Below are 20,773 nucleotides of genomic sequence, written 5' to 3'. Positions count from 1 at the left end.
GTCACTCCATGAAATGCAGGTAGCCGCCCTGACGCGGCGTGATGTCGGCACCACTGCCATCGAGCACACGCACGCCCGAACCGGCTTCCACCCTACCGACCACGCGCAGGGCCGGCCAGTTCGCCGAAAGTGCCGGCAGATGCTCGGCAGGCAGGGTGAAGGCGAGCACGTAGTCGTCACCGGCGCCCAGCTTGAGCTGCTGTGCGCGTTCGGCGCCCAGCAGGGCTTCCAGCGCGGGGCTCTCGGGCAGTCTGTCGGCTTCGACGATAAGCGCCACGCTGGAAGCGCGGGCGATGTGGCCGCAGTCGGCGAGCAGCCCGTCGGAAATATCCAGCGCCGCCGTGGCCTTGCCGCGCAGCGCCTGGCCGAAGTCCAGCTGCGGCTGCGGCGACCAGTAGCGCGCCAGCAGCGGCTCGGCGACGGACGGTTCGGCGGTCATCTCGCCCAGTACCAGCGGCAACGCCCCGCCCGCCTCGCCCAACGGACCACCGACACAGAGCAGGTCACCCGGCCGCGCACCGGCGCGGGTCAGCGCCTGCCCGGCGGGCACGCCGCCGAACACGGTGACGGTCATCGCCAGCGGGCCACGGGTGGTGTCGCCGCCGATCAGCGCCAGCGCGCATTCCTGCGCCTTCTGGTTCAGGCCACGGGCGAAACCTTCCAGCCAGGCCGGGTCGGCCTCGGGCAGGGTCAGGGCAAGGGTGAAGCCAATGGGTGATGCGCCCATGGCTGCCAGGTCGCTGGCGGACACCGCCAGGGCACGTTGGCCGAGCAGGAAGGGATCGCAGATGGCGGGGAAATGCACGCCGACGACCAGGGTATCGGTGGAGATCGCCAGCTGTTCGCCGGCCCTGGGCGCGAGGAGCGCGCAGTCGTCGCCGATCCCCAATGCCACTGCCTCGCCGCCGGCCGCACAGGCGGCCGAGGCGAAGTAGCGACGGATCAGCTCGAACTCACCCATGCCTCAGCGCTTGGCGCCACGCAGTTCGGCGGCGCGCAGGCGCGGAGCGAGCTTGTCCAGCACGCCGTTGACGAACTTGTGTCCGTCGGTGGCGCCGAAGGTCTTGGCCAGCTCGATACCTTCGTTGATGACGACCTTGTACGGCACGTCCAGGCGATTGCGCAGCTCGTAGGTGGCCAGGCGCAGGATGGCCAGCTCCACCGGGTCGATCTCTTCCAGCGCACGGTCCAGGCAAGGAGTGAACGCCTCGTCCAGATCGGTCTTCAGGCGCGGTACGCCGTGCAGGATCTCGTGGAAGTAGGCGCCGTCGACATCACTGAAATCGTTGTCGGTACGGAAGGTTGCCTCGATCTCGTTGAGCGGCTGGCCAGCCATCTGCCAGGAGTACAGGGCCTGCACCGCGAGGCTGCGGGCCTTGCGACGCATGGCGATCTTGTTCGGCTTGGCGGGCTTTGCCGGGGTGTTGTTGCCGTCCTGGGTGCTCACTTGGCCTCCAGCTGCGACAGCAGGCTCACCATTTCCAGGGCGGACAGGGCAGCTTCGGCGCCTTTGTTGCCGGCCTTGGTGCCGGAGCGCTCGATGGCTTGTTCGATGGAGTCGACAGTCAGCACGCCGAAGGCGACCGGCACGCCGAACTGCAGGGAAACCTGCGCCAGACCCTTGGTGCACTCACCAGCAACGTATTCGAAGTGCGGGGTGCCGCCACGGATCACCGCGCCGAGGGCGATGATGGCGTCGAACTCGCCACGCTGGGCGACTTTCTGCGCCACCAGCGGGATTTCGAAGGCGCCCGGAGCACGGATCACGGTGATGTCGCTCTGGGCGACGCCGTGGCGCACCAGCGCGTCAACGGCGCCTTCCACCAGGCTTTCCACCACGAAGCTGTTGAAGCGGCCAACCACCAGGGCGAAGCGGCCTTTGGGGGCGATGAAGGTACCTTCGATGGTCTTCAGGGTCATGGACAAGTCTCACTGTTAAAGAGCCGGAGCGTCACAGTGGCGCTCCGCAAATAGGGTAGAAGAACGGCACCGCCGTGCCAGGGCACGGCGGCGAGGTTCATTCAGCGGGCAGGTATTCTACAACTTCCAGGTCGAAACCGGATATCGCGTTGAAGCGCATCGGTGCCGACATCAGGCGCATCTTGCGAACGCCCAGGTCGCGCAGGATCTGCGAGCCGGCACCTACGGTGCTGTAGGTGGTGGTCGGCTTCTGCACGGGCGCCGGGGTATTGGTGATCTCGCGGACATGCGCCAGCAGATCGTCGCCGCCGACCTGGTGGCCCAGCAGCAGGACGACGCCGGTGCCAGCCTCGGCCACCTTGGCCATGGCCGCGCGCAGGCTCCAGCGGCCTGCCTGGTTGACCATCAGCAGGTCGCGCAGCGGATCGGGGTTGTGCACGCGCACCAGGGTCGGCTCTTCCGGGCAGACGTTGCCCAGAGTCAGCGCCAGGTGCACGTCGCCTTCCACGGAATCGCGGTAGGTGATCAGGTTGAACTGGCCCAGTTCGGTATCCAGCGGCTGCTCGGCGAGGCGCTCGACGGTGCGCTCGTGGATCAGGCGGTAGTGGATCAGGTCGGCGATGGTGCCGATCTTGATGCCGTGCTGCTGGGCGAACTCTTCCAGTTCCGGGCGACGGGCCATGGTGCCGTCGTCGTTCATGATCTCGCAGATCACCCCGGACGGCTCGAAGCCGGCCATGCGCGCCAGGTCGCAGGCTGCTTCGGTGTGACCGGCGCGAGCCAGCACACCGCCGGGCTGCGACATCAGCGGGAAGATGTGGCCGGGGCTGACGATGTCGGCAGCGACGGCGTTCTTCGCGGCGGCGGCCTGCACGGTGCGGGCGCGGTCAGCGGCGGAGATGCCGGTGGTGACGCCTTCGGCGGCCTCGATGGAGACAGTGAACTTGGTGCCGAAGCCGGAACCGTTGCGCTGCACCATCAGCGGGATGCCCAGGCGCTCGCAACGCTCGCGGGTCATCGGCATGCAGATCAGGCCACGGGCGAAGCGGGCCATGAAGTTGATGTCTTCGGTGCGGACACACTCGGAGGCGATGATCAGGTCGCCTTCGTTCTCGCGGTCCTCGTCATCCATGAGGATGACCATCTTGCCCTGACGCATGTCGTCGAGCAGTTCTTCAATGCTGTTGAGTGCCATACGGGGAAGAGCCTTATCAGTGTTTCATGAAGCCGTTTTCGGCCAGGAATGCTTCGGTGATGCCGCCAGCGCCGGCAGCGGGGTCCGCCGCCTTGTCGCCGAGCAGCAGGCGCTCCAGGTAGCGCGCCAGCAGGTCGACTTCGAGGTTGACCAGGCGACCACCGCGGTAGTCCGCCATGATCGTCTCCTGCACGGTGTGCGGGACGATGGTCAGCTCGAACTCGGCGCCGTTGACCGCGTTCACCGTCAGGCTGGTGCCGTCCACGGTGATCGAGCCCTTGAGCGCGATGTACTTGGCCAGCTCACGCGGTGCGCGCACGGTGAACTGGATGGCGCGGGCGTTTTCCTCGCGCTTGACGATCTCACCGACACCGTCGACGTGGCCGCTGACCAGGTGACCGCCCAGGCGGGTGGTCGGTGTCAGGGCCTTTTCCAGGTTTACCCGGCTGCCGATCTTGAGCTGCGCGAAGGCGGTGCGTGCCAGGGTTTCGCGGCTGACGTCGGCCCAGAAGCCGTCGCCGGGCAGCTCCACCGCCGTCAGGCAGATGCCGTTGACCGCGATGCTGTCGCCGAGCTTGACGTCGGCGAGGTCGAGCTTGCCGGTCTTCACGTACAGACGCACGTCACCGCCTTTCGGGGTGATGGATGCGATGGTGCCGATGGATTCGATTATGCCGGTGAACATGAGGCCTCCCGCACGGCAAAGGCCGCTGGCCGGCAAGGCCGCGTAGCCAACTGGGAAAGATGATGCATGTGGCGAACTCCTGTTTTGGTTAAAAAACAGGGCGTATCGATCGAAGGGATTTCACGGACGCGCGCAGGCACGCCCCGATGGCTCATCCCGTTCTCTCTTCATCCGGACTATTACCGTCGGCCCCGGAATCACACCGGGTCTGCTGACCCTGGCCATCCGGCGAACCGGTCTGGACAGGCGCTCGCGGGCTAGACGCATTGCGCGCCATTACCGCCGGTGGGGACTTGCACCCCGCCCTGAGAACGTCAATCGCGGTCGTTACAGCGTCGACCGCGTGTGGCGTTTTACCACAGGCCGGCGCAAGTCGGAAGCTTCCTATTGATCGCTCCGCGCCCGGCGGCAAGCCCAAGTCAGTGGCGCCAGCGCGCCATCACAGCGGTCTGGCCGTGACCAGCCAGTCGTCTCCCACTGCGCGGATGTCGACGATCTTCAGCTCGCGGGATTCGTTCATGCGCTCCAGCGGCAGCTCCAGCAGCGGGCGCGCGGAGGAGCCGAGCAGCTTGGGCGCCATGAAGATGCTGTATTCGTCCACCAGCCCGAGGCGGGCGAAGGCGCCAGCCAGGCGCGGACCGGCTTCCACCAGCACCTCGTTGATGCCACGGCGGCCGAGTTCGGCCAGCAGCGCCATCAGGTCGACCTGGCCGTCGAGGCCGGCAAGGTTCAGCAATTCGTGGCCGACCACGGCGTAGTTCGGGTCGTCCTGGGTGCTCACCACCAGCGCGGGACCGGCCTGGAAGAAGGTGGCGGTCAGCGGCACGCGCAGGCGGCCATCGATCAGCACGCGCAGCGGTTGGCGCTGGGAGGCCAGTTCGGTCTGTTCGACATCCAGGCCCAGCTCGTCCGGGCGTACGGTCAGGCGGGCGTCATCGGTCAGCACGGTATCGGCGCCGGACAGCACCACGCTGGCCTGCGCACGCAGGCGCTGCACGGCGCGGCGCGCGGCCGGGCCGGTGATCCACTGGCTCTCGCCGCTGGCCATGGCGGTGCGACCGTCCAGGCTCATCGCCAGCTTCACGCGGACGAACGGCAGGCCGGTTTCCATGCGCTTGAGGAAACCCTGGTTCAGCGCGCGGGCTTCGTTTTCCAGTACGCCGGAGCGCACTTCGATGCCGGCTTCGGCGATGCGCCGCATGCCGCTGCCGGCGACCTGCGGATTCGGGTCCTGCATGGCCGCGACGACGCGGGCGAGGCCGGCGCCGATCAGCGCGTCAGCACACGGCGGCGTGCGGCCGAAGTGGCTGCAGGGTTCCAGGGTGACGTAGGCGGTGGCACCACGGGCCTTGTCGCCGGCCTGGCGCAGGGCGTGGACTTCCGCATGGGGCTCGCCGGCGCGCACGTGCCAGCCTTCGCCGACCACCTCGCCATCGCGGACGATGACGCAGCCGACGCGCGGATTGGGATGGGTCGTGTACCAGCCCTTGCGGGCCAGCTCAATGGCGCGGGCCATCCAGAGCTCGTCCATGCCACTCATTCCTTCGACGGCTCGCGGGCCAGGCGCTCGATCTCCTCGCGGAATTCGTTGAGGTCCTGGAAGCGGCGATAGACCGAGGCGAAGCGGATGTAGGCGACTTCATCGAGCTTCTGCAGCTCGGCCATCACCAGCTCGCCCAGCACTCGCGACTTGATCTCGCGCTCGCCGGTGGCGCGCAGCTTGTGCTTGATGTGCGCCATCGCCTCCTCGAGCCGCTCGATGCTCACCGGGCGCTTCTCCAGCGCACGCTGCATGCCGGCGCGCAGCTTGTCCTCGTCGAAGGGCTGGCGGCTGCCGTCCTGCTTGATCAGGCGCGGCATGACCAGTTCGGCGGTTTCGAAGGTGGTGAAACGCTCGCCGCAGTTCAGGCACTCACGGCGCCGGCGGACCTGGTCGCCCTCGGCGACCAGGCGCGAATCGATGACTTTGGTATCGTGGGCGCCGCAGAAAGGACAGTGCATGGCGAGTCTTGGGCAGTCAGGAAAGGTAAGAGGCTCATGGTAGCGCATCGACTGGCCGAATAAACCCCGCTCCCACGAGACAGGCCGCAGGCATTAGGCTATATAGGCGCCCGCCTGGAATCTGTTGCGATGGAGCCCGCCATGTTCGCCCGCCTGCTCTGCCTGTCCCTTACTGTCCTGCTGGCCGCCTGCGCCAGCGAGAAGCCCGCGCCGGTCACCCAGCCGGTCGCCGTCACGAAGCCATCGACCTCCCCGCTGGATGAGCCCGTGCCGGCCAACATGCGCGCCCTCAGCGGCCAGCTCAGCAGCTCCCAGGGCTTCCTGCCGGCCGGCAGCGAAGTGGAGCTGGCGCTGCTGGTGATCGACCAGCGCGACCGCCCGCAGCAGTTGCTCTCCAGCGAGAAGATGATCGCCACCGGCCAGGCCCTGCCGTTCCGCGTGGTGTTCAACCCGCAGTCCTTCCCGGCCGGCGCCCGCGTCGAACTGCACGGCCGCGTCTCGCAGTCCGGCCAGTTGGCCTGGCGCCTGCCGCCGGTGCGCATCACCCAGCCGGAAACCCGCGCCCTCGGCGAGCTGCGCCTGGAGCGCGCGCCGTGACGCCACCGCTTTCCCTGCAGACGGCCCTCGGTGAACTGCTCGGCGACGCGCGCCTGTCCGCCGAAACCTTGCCCGGCACCGACATCCGCCTCTGGCTGATCGACGCACAGAACATGGACCGCGAGTTCAGCCCCGACGAAACCCGGCGCATCCTCGAAGAACCGCCCTACTGGTGCTTCTGCTGGGCCAGCGGCCTGGTGCTGGCGCACTGGCTGGCCGAGAAACCCGAATGGGTGCGCGGCAAGCGCGTGCTGGATTTCGGCGCGGGCTCGGGCATCGCCGCCATCGCCGCGGCCAAGGCCGGCGCCGCCGAAGTGGTGGCCTGCGACCTCGACCCGCTGGCGCTGGATGCCTGCCGCGCCAACGCCGAGCTGAACGGCGTGGAGCTGACCTACTCGGCGGACTTCTTCCAGGAGGAGGACCGCTACGACCTGATCATCGTCGCCGACGTGCTTTACGACCGCGCCAACCTGCCGCTGCTGGACGAGTTCCTCAGCCGTGGCCGCGAGGCCCTGGTGGCCGACTCGCGGGTCCGCGATTTCAGCCATCCGCTGTACCAGCGCCTGGGCATTCTCGACGGCTGCACCTGGCCGGACCTGGCCGAGCCGGCCGAATTCCGCCATGTGAGCCTCTATCACGCGCGCCGCGGGTAGCGCGGGCGCGGCGGGTCAAACGATCTCGGACAACGTCCGCCCCTACGCTCGATGCGTGACCAGTGCACCGTGCAGGAGCGCCCCATGGGCGCGATCGCGGGCATGGCCCGCTCCTACAGGGGAAGGCCGGCGCCCGGCATCTGGGTTGTTTCCGTTCACCGGCGCCCCCACTTATAGTGGCAACCACCTTCATCGCCCCACTCGATTCGAGATTCCCCATGAGCGATACGCCCTACATCTTCGACGCCAGCATCGCCAACTTCGATCAGGTCGTCATCGAGAACTCCTTCCACAAGCCGGTCCTGGTGGACTTCTGGGCCGACTGGTGCGCCCCGTGCAAGGCGCTGATGCCGCTGCTGGCGCAGATCACCGAGTCCTACCAGGGCGAGCTGCTGCTGGCCAAGGTCAACTGCGACGTCGAGCAGGACATCGTGATGCGCTTCGGCATCCGCAGCCTGCCCACCGTGGTGCTGTTCAAGGACGGCCAGCCGGTGGATGGTTTTGCTGGCGCACAGCCCGAATCGGCGATCCGCCAGATGCTCGAGCAGCACGTACAACCGCCCGCTCCGGCCGCCGACAACCCGCTGGAGCTTGCGCAGAGCGCCTTCAACGAAGGCCGCTTCGCCGAAGCCGAGGCGCAACTCAAGGCGCTGCTGGGCGAAGACAACACCAATGCCGCCGCGCTGATCCTCTACGCCCGCTGCCTCGCCGAGCGCGGCGAGCTGGGTGAAGCCGAGACCGTGCTCGACGCGGTGAAGAGCGACGAGCACAAGCAGGCGCTGGCCGCCGCCAAGGCCCAGCTGACCTTCCTGCGCCAGGCCGCCGATCTGCCCGACGCTGCCACGCTGAAGACCCGCCTGGCCGCCAACGCCAAGGACGACGAAGCCACCTACCAGCTGGCCGTCCAGCAACTGGCCCGCCAGCAGTATGAGGCGGCGCTGGACGCCCTGCTCAAGCTGTTCGTGCGCAACCGCAGCTACGGCGAGGACCTGCCGCGCAAGACGCTGGTCCAGGTGTTCGACCTGCTGGGCAACGACCACCCGCTGGTGCTCGCCTACCGGCGCAAATTGGCGAACGTGTTGTACTGAATGATCAGGGCGCCGCTAGGCGCCCTTTTTCATGGCGATACGGATTGGGTCCGTGCCGATGCTTTTCCCTCACCCTAACCCTCTCCCAGAGGGAGAGGGGACTGTTCGGCACTGGATGAAACAATGGCGTCAGCCGGCACAATCGGCTCCCTCTCGCTTCGGAGCGGGGCGCGCAGCCAGGGCTGGGGTGAGGGCCGATCCGAGCGCAGAAATCTCATGCAGAACCGTAGGGCGCATAACCTGGAACAGGTTATCCGCCATCAAACTCGCGGCGGATAACGCTGGCGCGTTATCCGCCCTACCAGAGCAGGCCGCGAAGGCTTCTACTCCTCGACCCAGTTGAACACCTGCACACCCTCGCGCACCTCGATCTTCACCTTCGGACTGTGCCGCAGGCGCACCAGCAACCCCTTCGCTGCCCCTGAACTCCCCGCCAGCGCCGCCAGCTCATCCAGCAGTTGCGGCCCCTCGCTGCTGCCACTGCGGCGCAGCAGGTCCTGCGCGGCCAGCCACAGCTGATCCACTGGCGCGCCTGCCACAGGTGCCGGCGCAGCAGCAGCCACCGGCGCCACGGCGGCAGCCGGCAGGTTCTGCGCCAGCCGCGCCCAATCGGCGTCATCCATCTCCACGGTGAGATCCACCGGCCAGTCGCCGATGGTGCCCTTGATTCTCAGCATCGCCCTTCTCCTCGCGGCCTTTCGCGCATGCTCCCACGGCGCGCCCTTCGCGCCAAACGCACGCTAAGCTGGCGTTAATAATTCATCTGTTATAACGTAACAAAATCATTCAACGGACCGGAGTTTCCCATGCGCCCCCTGCTCCTCGCTGTCGCCTTGCTGCCCCTGGCCGCCCAAGCCCACGACGAACATGAACACGGCAGCCTCGGCAAGCACGAGCATGGCGTCGCCCAGCTCAACGTCGCCCTCGACGGCAAGACCCTGGAACTGGAGATGGACAGCCCGGCGATGAACTTCGTCGGCTTCGAGCACGCCGCCACCAGCGACGCCGACAAGGCCACGGTCGCCGCCGTGCAGGCCCAGCTCAAGCAGCCGCTGCAACTGCTCACCCTGCCCGCCTCGGCCCGGTGCAGCGTGCAGTCGGTGGAGCTCTCCAGCCCGCTGTTCGGCGATGCGCCCAAGGCGGAAGACCACGATCATGACCACGAGCACGCCGACGGCGACCATGACGAGCACGAAGGCCACCAGCACGCCGACATCGACGCCCACTACCAGCTGACCTGCGCCCAGCCGCAGGATCTCGCCACCCTCGATTTCGCACCGCTGTTCAAGCGATTCCCGGCGACCCAGAAGATTCAGGTACAACTGATCGGCCCGAGCGGCCAGCAAGGTGCAGAATTGACCGCCGCCAACCCGACCCTGAACTTCTGAAAGCCCTGAAATGACCGCACTGCTCGAACTCGACAACCTTGGCTTCGCCTGGCCCGGCCAGGCGGAGCTGCTGGACATCCCCGCCTTCGCCCTGGCCCGTGGCGAGACCCTGTTCCTCAAGGGCCCGTCCGGCAGCGGCAAGACCACCCTGCTCGGCCTGCTCGGCGGCGTGCAGCGTCCCCAGCGGGGCAGCGTGAAGCTGCTCGGCGAGGACATCGCGCAGATGAAGTCGGCGCGCCGCGATCATTTTCGCGTCGACCACACCGGCTACATCTTCCAGCAGTTCAACCTGCTGCCATTCCTCTCGGTGCGGGAGAACGTCGAGCTGCCCTGTCATTTCTCCCACAGCCGCGCCGAGCGCGCGACACTGCGCCACGGCAGCGTGGCCAAGGCCGCCGAGGCGCTGCTGGGTCATCTGGGGCTGGGCGATGTGGCGCTGATCGAGCGTCGCGCCGACAGCCTGTCCATCGGCCAGCAGCAGCGCGTCGCCGCCGCCCGCGCGCTGATCGGCCAGCCGGAACTGGTGATCGCCGACGAACCGACCTCGGCGCTGGACGCCGACGCCCGCGAAGCCTTCCTCCAGCTGCTGTTCGCCGAATGTCGAGAGGCCGGCGCCAGCCTGCTGTTCGTCAGTCATGACCAGAGCCTGGCCGCCCTGTTCGATCGCAGCCTGTCGCTGACCGACCTCAACCGCGCCGCCCGCGCCCCGGGAATCTGAGCATGTACCTGTTGCGCCTGGCGCTCGCCAGCCTGTCCAACCGCCGCTTCACCGCGCTGCTGACCATCTTCGCCATCGCCCTCTCCGCCTGCCTGCTGCTGGCGGTGGAGCGCGTGCGCACCGAGGCCAAGGCCAGCTTCGCCAGCACCATCTCCGGCACCGACCTGATCGTCGGCGCCCGCTCTGGCTCGGTGAACCTCCTGCTCTACTCGGTGTTCCGCATCGGCAACGCCACCAACAACATTCGCTGGGAAAGCTACGAGACGGTGACCCACAGCCCACTGGTGAAATGGGCTATCCCGATTTCCCTGGGCGACTCGCACCGCGGCTACCGCGTCATGGGTACCGACACCGGCTACTTCGAGCACTACCGCTTCGGCCGTGGCCAGACGCTGGAGCTGGCCGAGGGCCGGCCGTTCGGCCAGGACCTGTTCGACGTGGTGCTCGGCGCAGAAGTCGCGCAGGCCCTGCATTACAAACTGGGCGACAAGATCGTCCTGGCCCACGGCGTTAGCACCATCAGCCTGGTGCAGCACGACGACAAGCCGTTCACCGTGGTCGGCATCCTCCAGCGCACCGGTACGCCGGTGGACCGCACCCTGCACATCTCGCTGCAGGGCATGGAGGCGTTGCACGTCGACTGGAAGAACGGCGTCCCGGCACGCGGCGCCGACCGCGTCAGCGAAGACCAGGCGCGCGGCATGGACCTGCAGCCCAAGGCGATCACCGCCTTCCTGCTGGGCCTGAAGAGCAAGGTGGCGACCTTCACCCTGCAGCGGCAGATCAACGAATACGACGGCGAGCCGCTGATGGCGATCCTCCCGGGCGTCGCGCTGCAGGAGCTGTGGGGACTGATGGGCACGGCGGAAAAGGCGCTGTTCGTGGTCTCGCTGTTCGTGGTGCTGACCGGCCTGATCGGCATGCTCACCGCCATCCTCACCAGCCTCAACGAACGCCGCCGGGAGATGGCCATCCTGCGCTCGGTGGGCGCGCGGCCCTGGCACATCTTCAGTCTGCTGGTGGCGGAAGCCTTCGCCCTGGCGCTGGCGGGCGTGGCACTGGGCGTCGGGCTGCTCTACGCGGGCATCGCCGGCAGCCAGGGCTTCGTCCAGGCGAACTACGGCATCTTCCTGCCATTGGCGCTACCCAGCGCCTATGAATGGTCACTGCTGGGCGGCATACTCCTGGCAGCGCTGCTGATCGGCTGTGTGCCGGCGTGGCGTGCCTATCGGCAATCGCTGGCCGATGGCCTGTCGATCCGTCTCTGATTCAGCTACCAGCGAGCCAGCCCCTGCGAGCCAGCCCCGTGAACGAAAGTCCCATGCGCCGCCTGCTGTTCCTGCTGCTCCTCGCGTTCAGCGCCACCGTCTGGGCGGCGCCGCGTGAGCTGAGCTGGCCCGAGCTGATCCCCGAAGGCGCGCCGCCGCCCCCGCCGCCGGTGCCGCTGCACGACATGTCCAAGCTCTCCGATGTACTCAATTCGGAAAGTGGCCCGGCGGTGAAGCAGCAGATACCCAACGCTCCCGTGGTACAGCAGCTCGACGGCCAGGAAGTGAAGATGCCGGGCTACATCGTGCCGCTGGAAGTGGAGGAAGACGGCCAGACCGTGCGCGACTTCCTGCTGGTGCCCTATTACGGTGCCTGCATCCACGTGCCGGCGCCGCCGTCCAACCAGATCGTCTATGTTCGAGGCGGCAAGGGCGTAAAAGTCGACGAGCTTTATCAGCCTTTCTGGATCATCGGCAGGATGAGCGTGAAGGCGATGGAAAGCGACCTCGCCGAGGCCGGCTACCAGATGCAGGCCAGCAGCATCGAACCCTACGAATACACCGGGCAGTAAGCACTGCGCGGCACCTTGTCGCACCCCCAATTCCTACAAAGCTTGCGGGCTTTATTGAGCCAAATCAAAAGAGCGCTTTTAGCGCTGTCTACTATTCTGGGCACCAACACTTATACCAAAGAGATATTGGAGCTCATCATGCGTAAGTCCTGGCTCACCACCTCGCTTCTCTCACTTGCCGTCGCAGCGCCGGTCGCAGCCCAGGCCGCCGACATCCGCGGCCACCAGGCTGGCGACTTCCTGGTACGCGGCGGTTTCGCCACCGTGGCACCCAACGACAGCAGCTCCGACATCAAGCTCGACGGCGGCAAGGTGGGGGGCACCAAGGCTACCGTCGACAGCGACACCCAGCTGGGCCTGACTTTCGCGTACCTGCTCACCGACAAGATCGGTATCGAACTGGTCGCCGCCACCCCGTTCAACCACCAGGTCGACGTCAAGGGCCTCAACCGCGCCACCGGCCTGACCGGCCTGGACGGCAAGCTGGCCGACATCAAGCAGCTGCCGCCGACCGTGCTGCTGCAGTACTACCCCATGGGTGGTACCAACTCTGCCTTCCAGCCGTACGGCGGCCTGGGCATCAACTACACCACCTTCTTCGACGAAGACCTGGCCAGCAACCGCAAGGACCAGGGCTTCAGCAACCTGAAGCTGCAGGATTCCTGGGGCCTGGCCGCCGAACTGGGCATGGACTACATGCTCAACGAGCACGCCTTCGTCAACGCCGCAGTCTGGTACATGGACATCGACACCAAGGCCAGCGTCGACGGCCCGTCTGCCCTGGGCGTGAAGGAAACCAAGGTCAAGGTTGACGTCGACCCCTGGGTTTACATGGTCGGTTTCGGCTACCGTTTCTGACGGAGCAAACATGAAAAAGGCGCCCAAGGGCGCCTTTTTCACTTTCAGGGAACCGGTATGTACCTCGAACTCAAAGCACTGCACGTCAGCCTTGCGATCATCAGCACCCTGCTTTTCCTTCTGCGCCTGGGCCTTAGCTGGTGGGGCAGGCGCCCAACCGGTTGGCAGCGCGGGCTGCCTCATCTGATCGACACCCTGCTGCTGCTCAGCGCCCTGGGCCTGGTACACCTGGCGATGCCCTGGCCACTGCCGGTCTGGCTGCAGGTGAAGCTCGGCCTGCTGGTGCTCTACATCGTGCTGGCGGCGTTCGCCCTGCGCAGCGCGTCGAAGCCAGCCAAGGCGCTGCTCAGCGTTCTGGCGCTGGGCTCGCTGGCCGGCATCTTCTACCTGGCGGTCAACAAACCCTGGTGGTGATCAGTTGGGCCAGGCCTTCGGCCAGCGGCGTAGGCGCATCCAGGCTGTAGCGCTGCAGCAGGCGGCGGTTGTCCGCGCGGGAATGGCGGATATCACCGTGGCGCGCCGGCAGGTAGGTAATCTCCGGCAGGCCACCGGTGAGCTTGCCGATCTCGGCCAGCAACTGGTTGAGGCTGGTGGACTGGTCGAGGCCGACGTTGATCGCTGACTCGGCCACGTCTTCGGCCAGCAGCGCGGTCACCAGCAGCTTCACCAGGTCGCCGACGTAGATGAAGTCGCGGGTCTGCTCGCCGTCGCCGAACACGGTGATCGGCAGGCCCTGCTCGGCGCGCCGGGCGAAGATGCTGATCACCCCGGAATAGGGCGACGACGGGTCCTGGCGCGGGCCATAGACGTTGAAGAAGCGGAAGATCGCCGGCTCCAGGCCGTGTTCGCGACGGTAGAAGTCCAGGTAGTACTCGCTGGCCAGCTTGTCTGCGGCATAGGGCGTCAGCGGCGCCTTTACCACGTCTTCGTCGATGGCGGAGCCTTCGCCGTTCTGCCCGTAGACCGCCGCGCTGGACGCGAACAAAACCCGGTGGATGCCTTCCTGGCGCATGGCCTCGCAGAGGTTCAGGGTGCCGATGAAGTTGGCGCGGTGGGTGCCCACCGGGTCTTCCACCGAAGCCTGCACCGAGGCGATGGCCGCCAGGTGCACGACGCCCTGGCAACCGTTCAGCGCACCACGCAGGGTGGCTTCATCGGCGACGTTGCCGACTATCAGGTCGACACGGCTGTCGAGGTTCTCGCGCCGGCCGGTGGACAGGTCGTCCAGCACGCGCACGGCGAAACCCTGCGCCAGCAGCGCGTCGGCCAGATGGGAGCCGATGAACCCCGCGCCGCCGGTGATGAGGATGGGCTGCGCGGAGGGGGAAAGACGATCAGACATGGCGGTAATAGCGATCCAGCAAGGCGGGCAGGCCGGCGCGCCAGGCGCGCGGCTTGATACCGAAGGTATGGAGGATTTTCTTGCAGGCGAGCACCGCATGCTGCGGTTCGTCACCGGCGTCCGGGCGCGCGGCGTGGGCCTGCGGGCTCGGCTCCTGGACAGCCAGGGTATGGAAGGCGCGGGCCTCACCGAGTACCACCTGGCCCAGGGACAGGGTGGTCGTGGCCTCCAGGCCGCCGTAGTGGTAGGTGCCCCACAGCGGTGCCTGGCAGTCGAGTTGCTTGAGCACCGAGAGGATCACCCGCGCGGCGTCATCCACCGGGGTCGGGTTGCCGCGCCGGTCGTCGGCGAGGAACAGTACCTGCTCCTTCTCGGCACGCCCGAGGAAGCGGCCGAGCACGCCGTCGGCGCTGTCATCCAGCAGCCAGCCGAAACGCAGCAGCACATGGCGCGGGCTGGTCGCCCGCACCCACTGTTCCATGCGCCACAGCGCCTGGCCACGCGGGCCCAGGGGCAACGGCTCGTCCTTCTCGCTGTAGGCGGTGGCGCGGGCGCCATCGAACACGCGGTAGCTGGACGGCTGGATCAGCAGGATCTCGTGGTGCTGGCAGAGTTCGGACAGACGCTCCACCGCACGCTCCTGGCTGGCCAGGCGAGCGGCGTCGACGGCCTCGGCCTGGAACCAGTCGTAGTAGTAGGCGAGGTTGATCACCGCGTCGGGGCGGGTCTCGTCCAGCAGGACGGTGAGGCTGGAAGCGTCCCAGCCCTGTTCGGGCGGCCGGGGGGCGAGGAAGCCGATGTCTTCCTCGGCGCCAAGGCGGATCAGCGCCTGTCCAAGGGCATTACCGCCACCCAACAGCATCAGGCGCATGCGCATATTCTGGGGGTCACTCGAATCCGTGGGTTACCGCCGGCGCGCACGGCGCCGGGGATGATGCCCGCATTTTTCCTGTGCCCCGGCACAGCGTCAAGCTTGGCCGACCCGCTGCCGCCTTCGCCGCGCGCGGCGACTCCTGTCTAGGAGCGGCGACGGAACAGCGGACGCGGCTCGATCACCGAGCGGCCATAGAGCACGCTAAGGCCCGCCAGGCCCTTCAGCGCGTCTTCCACGGACTTGTCCTCGCGCACGGCAAAGGCATCGAAACCGCACTGGCGCATGTGCGCCAACTGGTCACGCAGCACGTCGCCCACCGCGCGCAACTCCCCGCGCCAGCCAAGGCGGCTGCGCAACAGGTAGGCCAGGCTGTAGCCGCGGCCATCGCGGAAGCTGGGGAAGTCGATGGCGATCAGTGCCGGCTCCTTCAGGCGCCAGATGAGGTCTTCGGGATCGTCCTCCGGCGCCAGCCAGACACCGAATCCCGCACCGGACTCCAGCGCCAGCCAGCTCTTCAGCGGCAAGATCAGTCGCCCCTCGGGCAGGGCCTCCGGCACTTCGCGCAGCAACTCCCAGGGATCGCCCGGCGCCACTTCCGCCACACCGTCTCGCAGATGAATCAGGTTCTTCATGCTGGCACCTCCGCCTGGCGGTAGACCCGCGCCTTGAAAGGCTCCAGGCCGATGCGCTCGACCGTTTCCACAAAGCGCTCACCGGCACCGCGCTGCTCCACATAGGTGTGCACCAGCGCCTCGATCACGTCCGGCACCTCGGCCGCGCTGAACGACGGGCCGATCACCTTGCCCAGCGCGCTCTTCACGCCCTGCGCGCCGCCCAGGGTGATCTGGTACCACTCGCTGCCGTTCTTATCGACGCCGAGGATGCCGATATTGCCAATGTGGTGGTGGCCGCAGGCGTTCATGCAGCCGGAGATGTTCAGGCTGAGATCACCCAGGTCGTGCAGGTAGTCGAGGTCCTCGAAGCGCTGCTGGATGCCCTGGGCGATGGGGATCGACTTGGCGTTGGCCAGTGCGCAGAAGTCGCCGCCGGGGCAGGCGATGATGTCGGTCAACAGGCCCTGGTTCGGCGTGCCCAGGCCTGCCGCGCAGGCTTCCCGCCAGAGCGCATGGAGATCGGACTTGCGCACGTCCGGCAGCACCAGGTTCTGTTCGTGGGCGACACGGATTTCGCCGAAGCCGAAGCGTTCGGCCCAGTCGGCCACCTGCTCCATCTGCTCGGCGGTGGCGTCCCCCGGCGGCGCCTCGGCGCCCGGCTTGGTGGACAGGACCACGCTGGCATAGCCCGCCACGCGGTGCGGGCGCACATTGCGCGAAACCCAGCGCGCGAACGCCGCGTCGGCGGCCAACGCGCTGCCATAGGCCAGCTCGTCGGCCGCTTCCTGATTCTCCCTGTAGCTCGGCGGATCGAATGCCGCGGCAACGCGCTGGTACTCGTCGAGTGTCAGTTGCGCCTCGCCATCGCGCAAATGCTGCCACTCCTCCTCCACTTCGCGGGAGAACGCCTCGATGCCCAGCGCCTTCACCAGGATCTTGATCCGCGCCTTGTACTTGTTGTCGCGCCGGCCGTGGCGGTTGTACACGCGCAGGATCGCCTCGACATAGGACAGCAGGTGCCACCAGGGCAGGTCGTCGCGGATCACCTGACCGAGCATCGGCGTGCGCCCCAGCCCGCCGCCCACCAGCACCTTCAGGCGCAGTTCGCCGTCTTCGGCGCGGCGCAGGTAGAGGCCGATGTCGTGCATCATCACCGCCGCGCGGTCTTCCTCGGCGGCGCAGATCGCGATCTTGAACTTGCGCGGCAGGAAGAGGAATTCGGGGTTCACCGTCGACCACTGGCGGAGGATTTCCGCCAGCGGGCGCGGGTCGAGGAACTCGTCGGCGGCGACACCGGCGAAGGCCTCGGTGGTGATGTTGCGCACGCAGTTGCCGGAGGTCTGGATGGCGTGCATCTCGACGTCCGCCAGGCGCTCGAGAATGTCCGGCACCCGCGCCAGCTCGACCCAGTTGAACTGGATGTTCTGCCGCGTGGTGAAGTGGCCGTAGCCGCGGTCGTGCTCGCGGGCGATCCAGGCCAGGGTGCGCATCTGTTCGCTGGACAGGGTGCCGTAGGGAATCGCCACCCGCAGCATGTAGGCGTGCTTCTGCAGGTACAGGCCGTTCTGCAGGCGCAGCGGCAGGAATTCCTCTTCGCTCAGTTCGTCGCTCAGGCGCCGCTGCACCTGGTCACGGAACTGCGCCACCCGTTCGCGCACCAGGGCGCGGTCATAATCATCGTATCGGTACATCGCCAGGCCACCTTCGGGACGTTGCGTAGCGGCCTGCTTCTGTCGTCCAGCGCGCTACTTTGCGGTTGACCGAATAGTGGCCGCCGCCTGCTGTGCAAAACAGCGGCAGATCGCGCGGGAAAAACCGGATCAGATTCGTCCCGCGCCTGCCCCGACGGGCCTGCGACCGGTTGCCGCAACAGGCCCGATCAGCCGCCCCATCGCGCAGCACGCCAGACCGCCAGCAGCGCGGGGCGGAGCGTTTTCAGCCATCTGATATGGTTTTTTCCGGCGGACCTGAATCTGTTTCGGGTGCAGACCGATTCGTACAGTCGCGGCGCCTCTTCTGCCTGATGGGCCACGACAATGAGCGAAAGAATCCAAGCGAAGGTCATCGAGATCGACGCACCGCAACGTTTCACCCCGCCGCCCAAACCGCTGTCGGCGGTGACCCCGACGGTCTACACCAAGCGCTTCGCCGGGCGTTTCCGCGACCTGCGGCGCCTGGGTGGTGGCCTGCTGTTCCTGCTGTTCTTCGGCACCCTGTGGCTGCAGTGGAACGGCCGCCAGGCGGTCCTCTGGGACCTGCCCGAGCGCAAGTTCTACATCTTCGGCGCGACCTTCTGGCCGCAGGATTTCATCCTGCTCTCGGCGATCCTGATCATCGCCGCCTTCGGCCTGTTCTTCATCACGGTGTTCGCCGGCCGCGTCTGGTGCGGCTACACCTGCCCGCAGAGCGTGTGGACCTGGGTCTTCATGTGGGCCGAACAGGTCACCGAGGGCGACCGCAACCAGCGCATCAAGCGCGACCAGGGCCCGGTGAGTACCGAGAAAGTCCTGCGCAAGGGCGCCAAGCACGGCCTCTGGCTGCTGATCAGCCTGGTCACGGCGATCACCTTCATCGGCTACTTCACCCCGGTGCGGCCGCTGGTGGCGGACCTGTTCACCCTCAGGCTCGACCTGGAAAGCACCTTCTGGGTCGCCTTCTTCGCCGCCGCCACCTATGCCAACGCCGGCTGGCTGCGCGAGCAGGTGTGCATCCACATGTGCCCGTACTCGCGCTTCCAGAGCGTGATGTTCGACAAGGACACCCTGATCATTTCCTACGACGCGGCGCGCGGCGAGTCCCGCGGCGCGCGCAAGAAGGACGCCGATCCCAAGGCCCAGGGCCTGGGCGACTGCATCGACTGCTTCCAGTGCGTGCAGGTCTGCCCCACCGGCATCGACATCCGCGACGGCCTGCAGATCGCCTGCATCGGCTGCGCCGCCTGCATCGACGCCTGCGACTCGGTGATGGACAAGATGGGCTACGACCGTGGCCTGGTGCGCTACACCTCGGAAAGCGCGCTGGAAGGCGGCAAGACCCACCTGCTGCGCCCACGCCTGATCGGCTACGCAGCGGTGCTGCTGGTGATGATCGGCGCCTTCGTCTGGGCGCTGGAGGCACGGCCGCTGATCAACCTCGACGTCGCCCGCGACCGTGGCCTGTTCCGCGAAAACGCCGTCGGCGAGATCGAGAACATCTACAACCTCAAGCTGATCAACAAGACCCAGCAGCCGCAGCATTACCAGCTGAGCCTCGCCGATGGCGCCGGCTACCGCCTGCAGGGCGTGCCGGAGCTGATGCTGCAGCCGGGCGAGATCCGCGACTTCGCCATCTCGGTGGCAAGCCTGGCGCAGAGCAGCGCCGGGGGTTCGGTGCCGCTGCACTTCAGGGTCAGCGACGGCAACGAGGCGATCGACGCCGCCAGCACCTTCGTCTCGCCGAGGCGCTGAGCATGGCCAGGGAGCTTGGCGTGACCTCGGCGCAGCGCCTAGAGTGGGCGGATTCTTCCGCCCCTCAGGCCGCCGTGCAGGACAAGATGAAGCGCTACGAGAAATTCGCCGACGAGATCGCCGGCCTGATCCGCAGCGGCGTGCTCGCCCCCGGCCAGAAAGTCCCCTCGGTGCGGCACGCCAGCCGCACCTACGGGGTCAGCGCCTCCACGGTGTTCCAGGCCTATTACCTGCTGGAGGATCGCGGGCTGATCGTCGCCCGCGCGCGCTCGGGATACTTCGTCCGCGAGCACGTACAGCGCGCGCTGGCCGAGCCGGAAATCGCCCGCCACGACGCGCAGACCACCGAGGTGGACGTCAGCGAACTGGTGTTCTCGGTGCTCAGCTCGATCAAGGACCCGGACACCGTGCCCTTCGGCTCGGCCTTCCCGGCGCCGGAACTGTTCCCCCTGCCGCGCCTGGCGCGCTCCATGGCCCACGCCGTGCGCGACATGGACCCACGCTCGGTGGTCGCCGACCTCGCCCCCGGCAGCCATGCACTGCGCCGGCAGATCGCCCTGCGCTACATGGTCGGCGGCATGCCGCTGCCGGTCGAGGAGCTGGTGGTCACCAACGGCGCGCTGGAAGCGCTGAACCTGTGCCTGCAGGTGGTCACCCAGCCGGGCGACCTGGTCGCCATCGAGGCGCCCGCCTTCTATGCCAGCCTGCAGGTGCTCGAGCGCCTGAAACTCAAGGCCGTGGAAATCCCTGTGCACCCGCGCGAAGGCATCGATCTGGACGTGCTCGCCGACAGCCTCGCGCGCCTGCCGATCAAGGCCTGCTGGTTCATGAGCAACTTCCAGAACCCGCTGGGCGCGAGCATGGCCGAGGACAAGAAGCGCGCCCTCGCCGCGCTGCTGGCCCAGCACTTGGTGCCGCTGATCGAGGACGACGTCTACGCCGAACTGTACTTCGCCGCCCAGGCGCCCAAGCCGGTGAAGGCCTTCGACAGCGAAGGGCTGGTGATGCACTGCAGCTCCTTCTCCAAGAGCCTGGCGCCGGGCTACCGGGTCGGCTGGGTCGCCGGCGGGCGCTACGCCGAGCAGATCGAGCGGCTCAAGCTGATGACCAGCCTGTCGGCCTCGGTGCCGGCCCAGGCGGCCATCGCCGACTACCTGCAGCACGGCGGCTACGACCGCCACCTGCGCAAGCTGCGCCATGCGCTGGAAAGCCAGCAGCACGCGATGCTCGCCGCCGTGGCCCGGCACTTCCCCGCCGCCACCCGCGTCACCCGGCCCAGCGGCGGCTACTTCCTGTGGCTGGAGCTGCCCGAGCACATCGACGCGCTCAAGCTGTTCCAGCTCGCCCATGCCCAGGGCATCAGCCTCGCGCCGGGGCCGATCTTCTCGGCGACGCGGCGCTTCGGCCACTGCCTGCGCCTGAACTATGGCCACCCGTGGACCACGGCCAGCGAACAGGCCATGGAAACCCTCGGGCGGATCATTCACTCGCTGTAGAGCGGCAGCCGGACTGATCCGCACATTCGGAAACGATCTGTATCTGTGCGGCGCTTTG

Annotated in this window: 23 protein-coding genes and 1 riboswitch; of the genes, 11 read left to right on the top strand and 12 right to left on the bottom strand. The window is 67.3% G+C overall.

The features are described from left to right. Position 1 precedes the first annotated feature (1 nt). From thiL to nrdR, 7 genes are all read right to left on the bottom strand, one after another. Positions 2 to 961, bottom strand: a complete 960-nt coding sequence (gene thiL, locus ABKS89_RS03625) for a thiamine-phosphate kinase (protein WP_348589732.1) — start codon at positions 959 to 961, stop codon at positions 2 to 4. 3 nt (positions 962 to 964) lie between these two features. Next, positions 965 to 1,447: a transcription antitermination factor NusB gene (gene nusB / locus ABKS89_RS03620; RefSeq protein WP_138216902.1), complete on the bottom strand. Its 483-nt coding sequence runs from the start codon at positions 1,445 to 1,447 to the stop codon at positions 965 to 967. Continuing rightward, positions 1,444 to 1,920 carry a 6,7-dimethyl-8-ribityllumazine synthase gene (gene ribH / locus ABKS89_RS03615; protein ID WP_138216901.1) on the bottom strand — a complete coding sequence of 159 codons (477 nt, stop codon included), beginning with the start codon at positions 1,918 to 1,920 and terminating at the stop codon, positions 1,444 to 1,446. The genes nusB and ribH overlap by 4 nt, the downstream gene beginning before the upstream one ends. Positions 1,921 to 2,017: 97 nt before the next feature. Beyond that, positions 2,018 to 3,115 (bottom strand): bifunctional 3,4-dihydroxy-2-butanone-4-phosphate synthase/GTP cyclohydrolase II, encoded by a 1,098-nt coding sequence (gene ribBA / locus ABKS89_RS03610; RefSeq protein WP_138216900.1) that lies wholly within the window; start codon positions 3,113 to 3,115, stop codon positions 2,018 to 2,020. Positions 3,116 to 3,131: 16 nt separating this feature from the next. Beyond that, complete coding sequence (locus ABKS89_RS03605; RefSeq protein ID WP_081517123.1) at positions 3,132 to 3,800, bottom strand: riboflavin synthase; 669 nt, start codon at positions 3,798 to 3,800, stop codon at positions 3,132 to 3,134. Between the two features lie 154 nt (positions 3,801 to 3,954). Beyond that, positions 3,955 to 4,117: riboswitch (FMN riboswitch) on the bottom strand. A gap of 122 nt (positions 4,118 to 4,239) precedes the next feature. Further along, positions 4,240 to 5,340 (bottom strand): bifunctional diaminohydroxyphosphoribosylaminopyrimidine deaminase/5-amino-6-(5-phosphoribosylamino)uracil reductase RibD, encoded by a 1,101-nt coding sequence (gene ribD / locus ABKS89_RS03600; RefSeq protein WP_348589733.1) that lies wholly within the window; start codon positions 5,338 to 5,340, stop codon positions 4,240 to 4,242. After that, positions 5,337 to 5,801: a transcriptional regulator NrdR gene (gene nrdR / locus ABKS89_RS03595; RefSeq protein ID WP_045215192.1), complete on the bottom strand. Its 465-nt coding sequence runs from the start codon at positions 5,799 to 5,801 to the stop codon at positions 5,337 to 5,339. Before nrdR ends, ribD begins: the two co-directional genes overlap by 4 nt. 129 nt (positions 5,802 to 5,930) lie before the next feature. Here nrdR and ABKS89_RS03590 point away from each other — a divergent pair, with 129 nt between their 5' ends. The 3 genes from ABKS89_RS03590 to trxA all read left to right on the top strand — a co-directional run bounded on the left by ABKS89_RS03590 (position 5,931) and on the right by trxA (position 8,139). Then, a complete protein-coding gene (locus ABKS89_RS03590) occupies positions 5,931 to 6,398 on the top strand; it encodes a YbaY family lipoprotein (RefSeq protein ID WP_348589734.1) in 468 nt (155 codons plus the stop codon). Further along, positions 6,395 to 7,051 carry a class I SAM-dependent methyltransferase gene (locus ABKS89_RS03585; protein WP_138216897.1) on the top strand — a complete coding sequence of 219 codons (657 nt, stop codon included), beginning with the start codon at positions 6,395 to 6,397 and terminating at the stop codon, positions 7,049 to 7,051. Before ABKS89_RS03590 ends, ABKS89_RS03585 begins: the two co-directional genes overlap by 4 nt. 218 nt (positions 7,052 to 7,269) lie before the next feature. Next, a complete protein-coding gene (trxA, locus tag ABKS89_RS03580; protein WP_348589735.1) occupies positions 7,270 to 8,139 on the top strand; it encodes a thioredoxin in 870 nt (289 codons plus the stop codon). A gap of 323 nt (positions 8,140 to 8,462) precedes the next feature. Here the strand turns inward: trxA and ABKS89_RS03575 are convergent, their stop codons facing one another. After that, entirely contained in the window at positions 8,463 to 8,816 is a 354-nt protein-coding gene (locus tag ABKS89_RS03575) for a hypothetical protein (protein WP_348589736.1), read from the bottom strand. A 129-nt stretch (positions 8,817 to 8,945) separates the two neighbouring features. Here ABKS89_RS03575 and ABKS89_RS03570 point away from each other — a divergent pair, with 129 nt between their 5' ends. The 6 genes from ABKS89_RS03570 (at position 8,946) to ABKS89_RS03545 (ending at position 13,357) form a co-directional block, all read left to right on the top strand. After that, the gene (locus ABKS89_RS03570; RefSeq protein WP_348589737.1) at positions 8,946 to 9,527 is read left to right on the top strand and encodes a DUF2796 domain-containing protein; all 582 of its coding nucleotides are present in this window, start codon (positions 8,946 to 8,948) and stop codon (positions 9,525 to 9,527) included. Between the two features lie 10 nt (positions 9,528 to 9,537). Beyond that, a complete protein-coding gene (locus ABKS89_RS03565) occupies positions 9,538 to 10,245 on the top strand; it encodes an ABC transporter ATP-binding protein (protein WP_348589738.1) in 708 nt (235 codons plus the stop codon). 2 nt (positions 10,246 to 10,247) lie between these two features. After that, positions 10,248 to 11,513, top strand: coding sequence for an ABC transporter permease (locus tag ABKS89_RS03560; protein ID WP_348589739.1), 1,266 nt, complete (start codon positions 10,248 to 10,250; stop codon positions 11,511 to 11,513). A 53-nt stretch (positions 11,514 to 11,566) separates the two neighbouring features. Beyond that, complete coding sequence (locus ABKS89_RS03555; RefSeq protein ID WP_138216891.1) at positions 11,567 to 12,085, top strand: DUF3299 domain-containing protein; 519 nt, start codon at positions 11,567 to 11,569, stop codon at positions 12,083 to 12,085. A 138-nt stretch (positions 12,086 to 12,223) separates the two neighbouring features. After that, complete coding sequence (locus ABKS89_RS03550) at positions 12,224 to 12,943, top strand: OmpW family outer membrane protein (RefSeq protein WP_138216890.1); 720 nt, start codon at positions 12,224 to 12,226, stop codon at positions 12,941 to 12,943. 57 nt (positions 12,944 to 13,000) lie between these two features. Beyond that, a complete protein-coding gene (locus ABKS89_RS03545; protein WP_348589740.1) occupies positions 13,001 to 13,357 on the top strand; it encodes a SirB2 family protein in 357 nt (118 codons plus the stop codon). Here the strand turns inward: ABKS89_RS03545 and ABKS89_RS03540 are convergent. From ABKS89_RS03540 to nirA, 4 genes are all read right to left on the bottom strand, one after another. Beyond that, positions 13,338 to 14,285 (bottom strand): NAD-dependent epimerase/dehydratase family protein, encoded by a 948-nt coding sequence (locus ABKS89_RS03540; RefSeq protein ID WP_138216888.1) that lies wholly within the window; start codon positions 14,283 to 14,285, stop codon positions 13,338 to 13,340. The genes ABKS89_RS03545 and ABKS89_RS03540 overlap by 20 nt on opposite strands. Further along, on the bottom strand, positions 14,278 to 15,162 hold the full coding sequence (locus ABKS89_RS03535; RefSeq protein ID WP_348589742.1) for a sugar nucleotide-binding protein: 885 nt from the start codon (positions 15,160 to 15,162) through the stop codon (positions 14,278 to 14,280). The genes ABKS89_RS03540 and ABKS89_RS03535 overlap by 8 nt, the downstream gene beginning before the upstream one ends. Before the next feature lie 140 nt (positions 15,163 to 15,302). Then, positions 15,303 to 15,791, bottom strand: coding sequence for a DUF934 domain-containing protein (locus ABKS89_RS03530; protein ID WP_348589744.1), 489 nt, complete (start codon positions 15,789 to 15,791; stop codon positions 15,303 to 15,305). Beyond that, positions 15,788 to 17,464, bottom strand: a complete 1,677-nt coding sequence (gene nirA / locus ABKS89_RS03525; RefSeq protein ID WP_348589746.1) for a nitrite reductase NirA — start codon at positions 17,462 to 17,464, stop codon at positions 15,788 to 15,790. The genes ABKS89_RS03530 and nirA overlap by 4 nt, the downstream gene beginning before the upstream one ends. A 345-nt stretch (positions 17,465 to 17,809) precedes the next feature. On the opposite strand from nirA, the gene ccoG reads away from it, so the two are divergent. Continuing rightward, positions 17,810 to 19,219, top strand: a complete 1,410-nt coding sequence (ccoG, locus tag ABKS89_RS03520) for a cytochrome c oxidase accessory protein CcoG (RefSeq protein ID WP_348589748.1) — start codon at positions 17,810 to 17,812, stop codon at positions 19,217 to 19,219. 86 nt (positions 19,220 to 19,305) lie between these two features. Next, positions 19,306 to 20,715: a GntR family transcriptional regulator MpaR gene (mapR, locus tag ABKS89_RS03515; protein WP_348589792.1), complete on the top strand. Its 1,410-nt coding sequence runs from the start codon at positions 19,306 to 19,308 to the stop codon at positions 20,713 to 20,715. The last annotated feature ends 58 nt before the right edge of the window (positions 20,716 to 20,773 follow it).

The sequence above is a fragment of the Pseudomonas sp. LABIM340 genome, assembly GCF_040017195.2.
Classification (GTDB): domain Bacteria; phylum Pseudomonadota; class Gammaproteobacteria; order Pseudomonadales; family Pseudomonadaceae; genus Pseudomonas.
The sequence above is the reverse complement of the archived record's forward strand: the minus strand, read 5'-3'. Positions and strand labels throughout refer to the sequence as shown.

What these genes read in the sequence shown, in the direction of transcription:
- thiL (WP_348589732.1), bottom strand. Translation starts at nt 961, where the DNA reads ATGGGTGAGTTCGAGCTGATCCGTCGCTACTTCGCCTCGGCCGCCTGT.
- ribH (WP_138216901.1), bottom strand. Translation starts at nt 1,920, where the DNA reads ATGACCCTGAAGACCATCGAAGGTACCTTCATCGCCCCCAAAGGCCGC.
- ribBA (WP_138216900.1), bottom strand. Translation starts at nt 3,115, where the DNA reads ATGGCACTCAACAGCATTGAAGAACTGCTCGACGACATGCGTCAGGGC.
- ABKS89_RS03605 (WP_081517123.1), bottom strand. Translation starts at nt 3,800, where the DNA reads ATGTTCACCGGCATAATCGAATCCATCGGCACCATCGCATCCATCACC.
- ribD (WP_348589733.1), bottom strand. Translation starts at nt 5,340, where the DNA reads ATGAGTGGCATGGACGAGCTCTGGATGGCCCGCGCCATTGAGCTGGCC.
- nrdR (WP_045215192.1), bottom strand. Translation starts at nt 5,801, where the DNA reads ATGCACTGTCCTTTCTGCGGCGCCCACGATACCAAAGTCATCGATTCG.
- ABKS89_RS03590 (WP_348589734.1), top strand. Translation starts at nt 5,931, where the DNA reads ATGGAGCCCGCCATGTTCGCCCGCCTGCTCTGCCTGTCCCTTACTGTC.
- trxA (WP_348589735.1), top strand. Translation starts at nt 7,270, where the DNA reads ATGAGCGATACGCCCTACATCTTCGACGCCAGCATCGCCAACTTCGAT.
- ABKS89_RS03575 (WP_348589736.1), bottom strand. Translation starts at nt 8,816, where the DNA reads ATGCTGAGAATCAAGGGCACCATCGGCGACTGGCCGGTGGATCTCACC.
- ABKS89_RS03570 (WP_348589737.1), top strand. Translation starts at nt 8,946, where the DNA reads ATGCGCCCCCTGCTCCTCGCTGTCGCCTTGCTGCCCCTGGCCGCCCAA.
- ABKS89_RS03565 (WP_348589738.1), top strand. Translation starts at nt 9,538, where the DNA reads ATGACCGCACTGCTCGAACTCGACAACCTTGGCTTCGCCTGGCCCGGC.
- ABKS89_RS03560 (WP_348589739.1), top strand. Translation starts at nt 10,248, where the DNA reads ATGTACCTGTTGCGCCTGGCGCTCGCCAGCCTGTCCAACCGCCGCTTC.
- ABKS89_RS03555 (WP_138216891.1), top strand. Translation starts at nt 11,567, where the DNA reads ATGCGCCGCCTGCTGTTCCTGCTGCTCCTCGCGTTCAGCGCCACCGTC.
- ABKS89_RS03550 (WP_138216890.1), top strand. Translation starts at nt 12,224, where the DNA reads ATGCGTAAGTCCTGGCTCACCACCTCGCTTCTCTCACTTGCCGTCGCA.
- ABKS89_RS03545 (WP_348589740.1), top strand. Translation starts at nt 13,001, where the DNA reads ATGTACCTCGAACTCAAAGCACTGCACGTCAGCCTTGCGATCATCAGC.
- ABKS89_RS03540 (WP_138216888.1), bottom strand. Translation starts at nt 14,285, where the DNA reads ATGTCTGATCGTCTTTCCCCCTCCGCGCAGCCCATCCTCATCACCGGC.
- ABKS89_RS03535 (WP_348589742.1), bottom strand. Translation starts at nt 15,162, where the DNA reads ATGCGCATGCGCCTGATGCTGTTGGGTGGCGGTAATGCCCTTGGACAG.
- ABKS89_RS03530 (WP_348589744.1), bottom strand. Translation starts at nt 15,791, where the DNA reads ATGAAGAACCTGATTCATCTGCGAGACGGTGTGGCGGAAGTGGCGCCG.
- nirA (WP_348589746.1), bottom strand. Translation starts at nt 17,464, where the DNA reads ATGTACCGATACGATGATTATGACCGCGCCCTGGTGCGCGAACGGGTG.
- ccoG (WP_348589748.1), top strand. Translation starts at nt 17,810, where the DNA reads ATGAGCGAAAGAATCCAAGCGAAGGTCATCGAGATCGACGCACCGCAA.
- mapR (WP_348589792.1), top strand. Translation starts at nt 19,306, where the DNA reads ATGAAGCGCTACGAGAAATTCGCCGACGAGATCGCCGGCCTGATCCGC.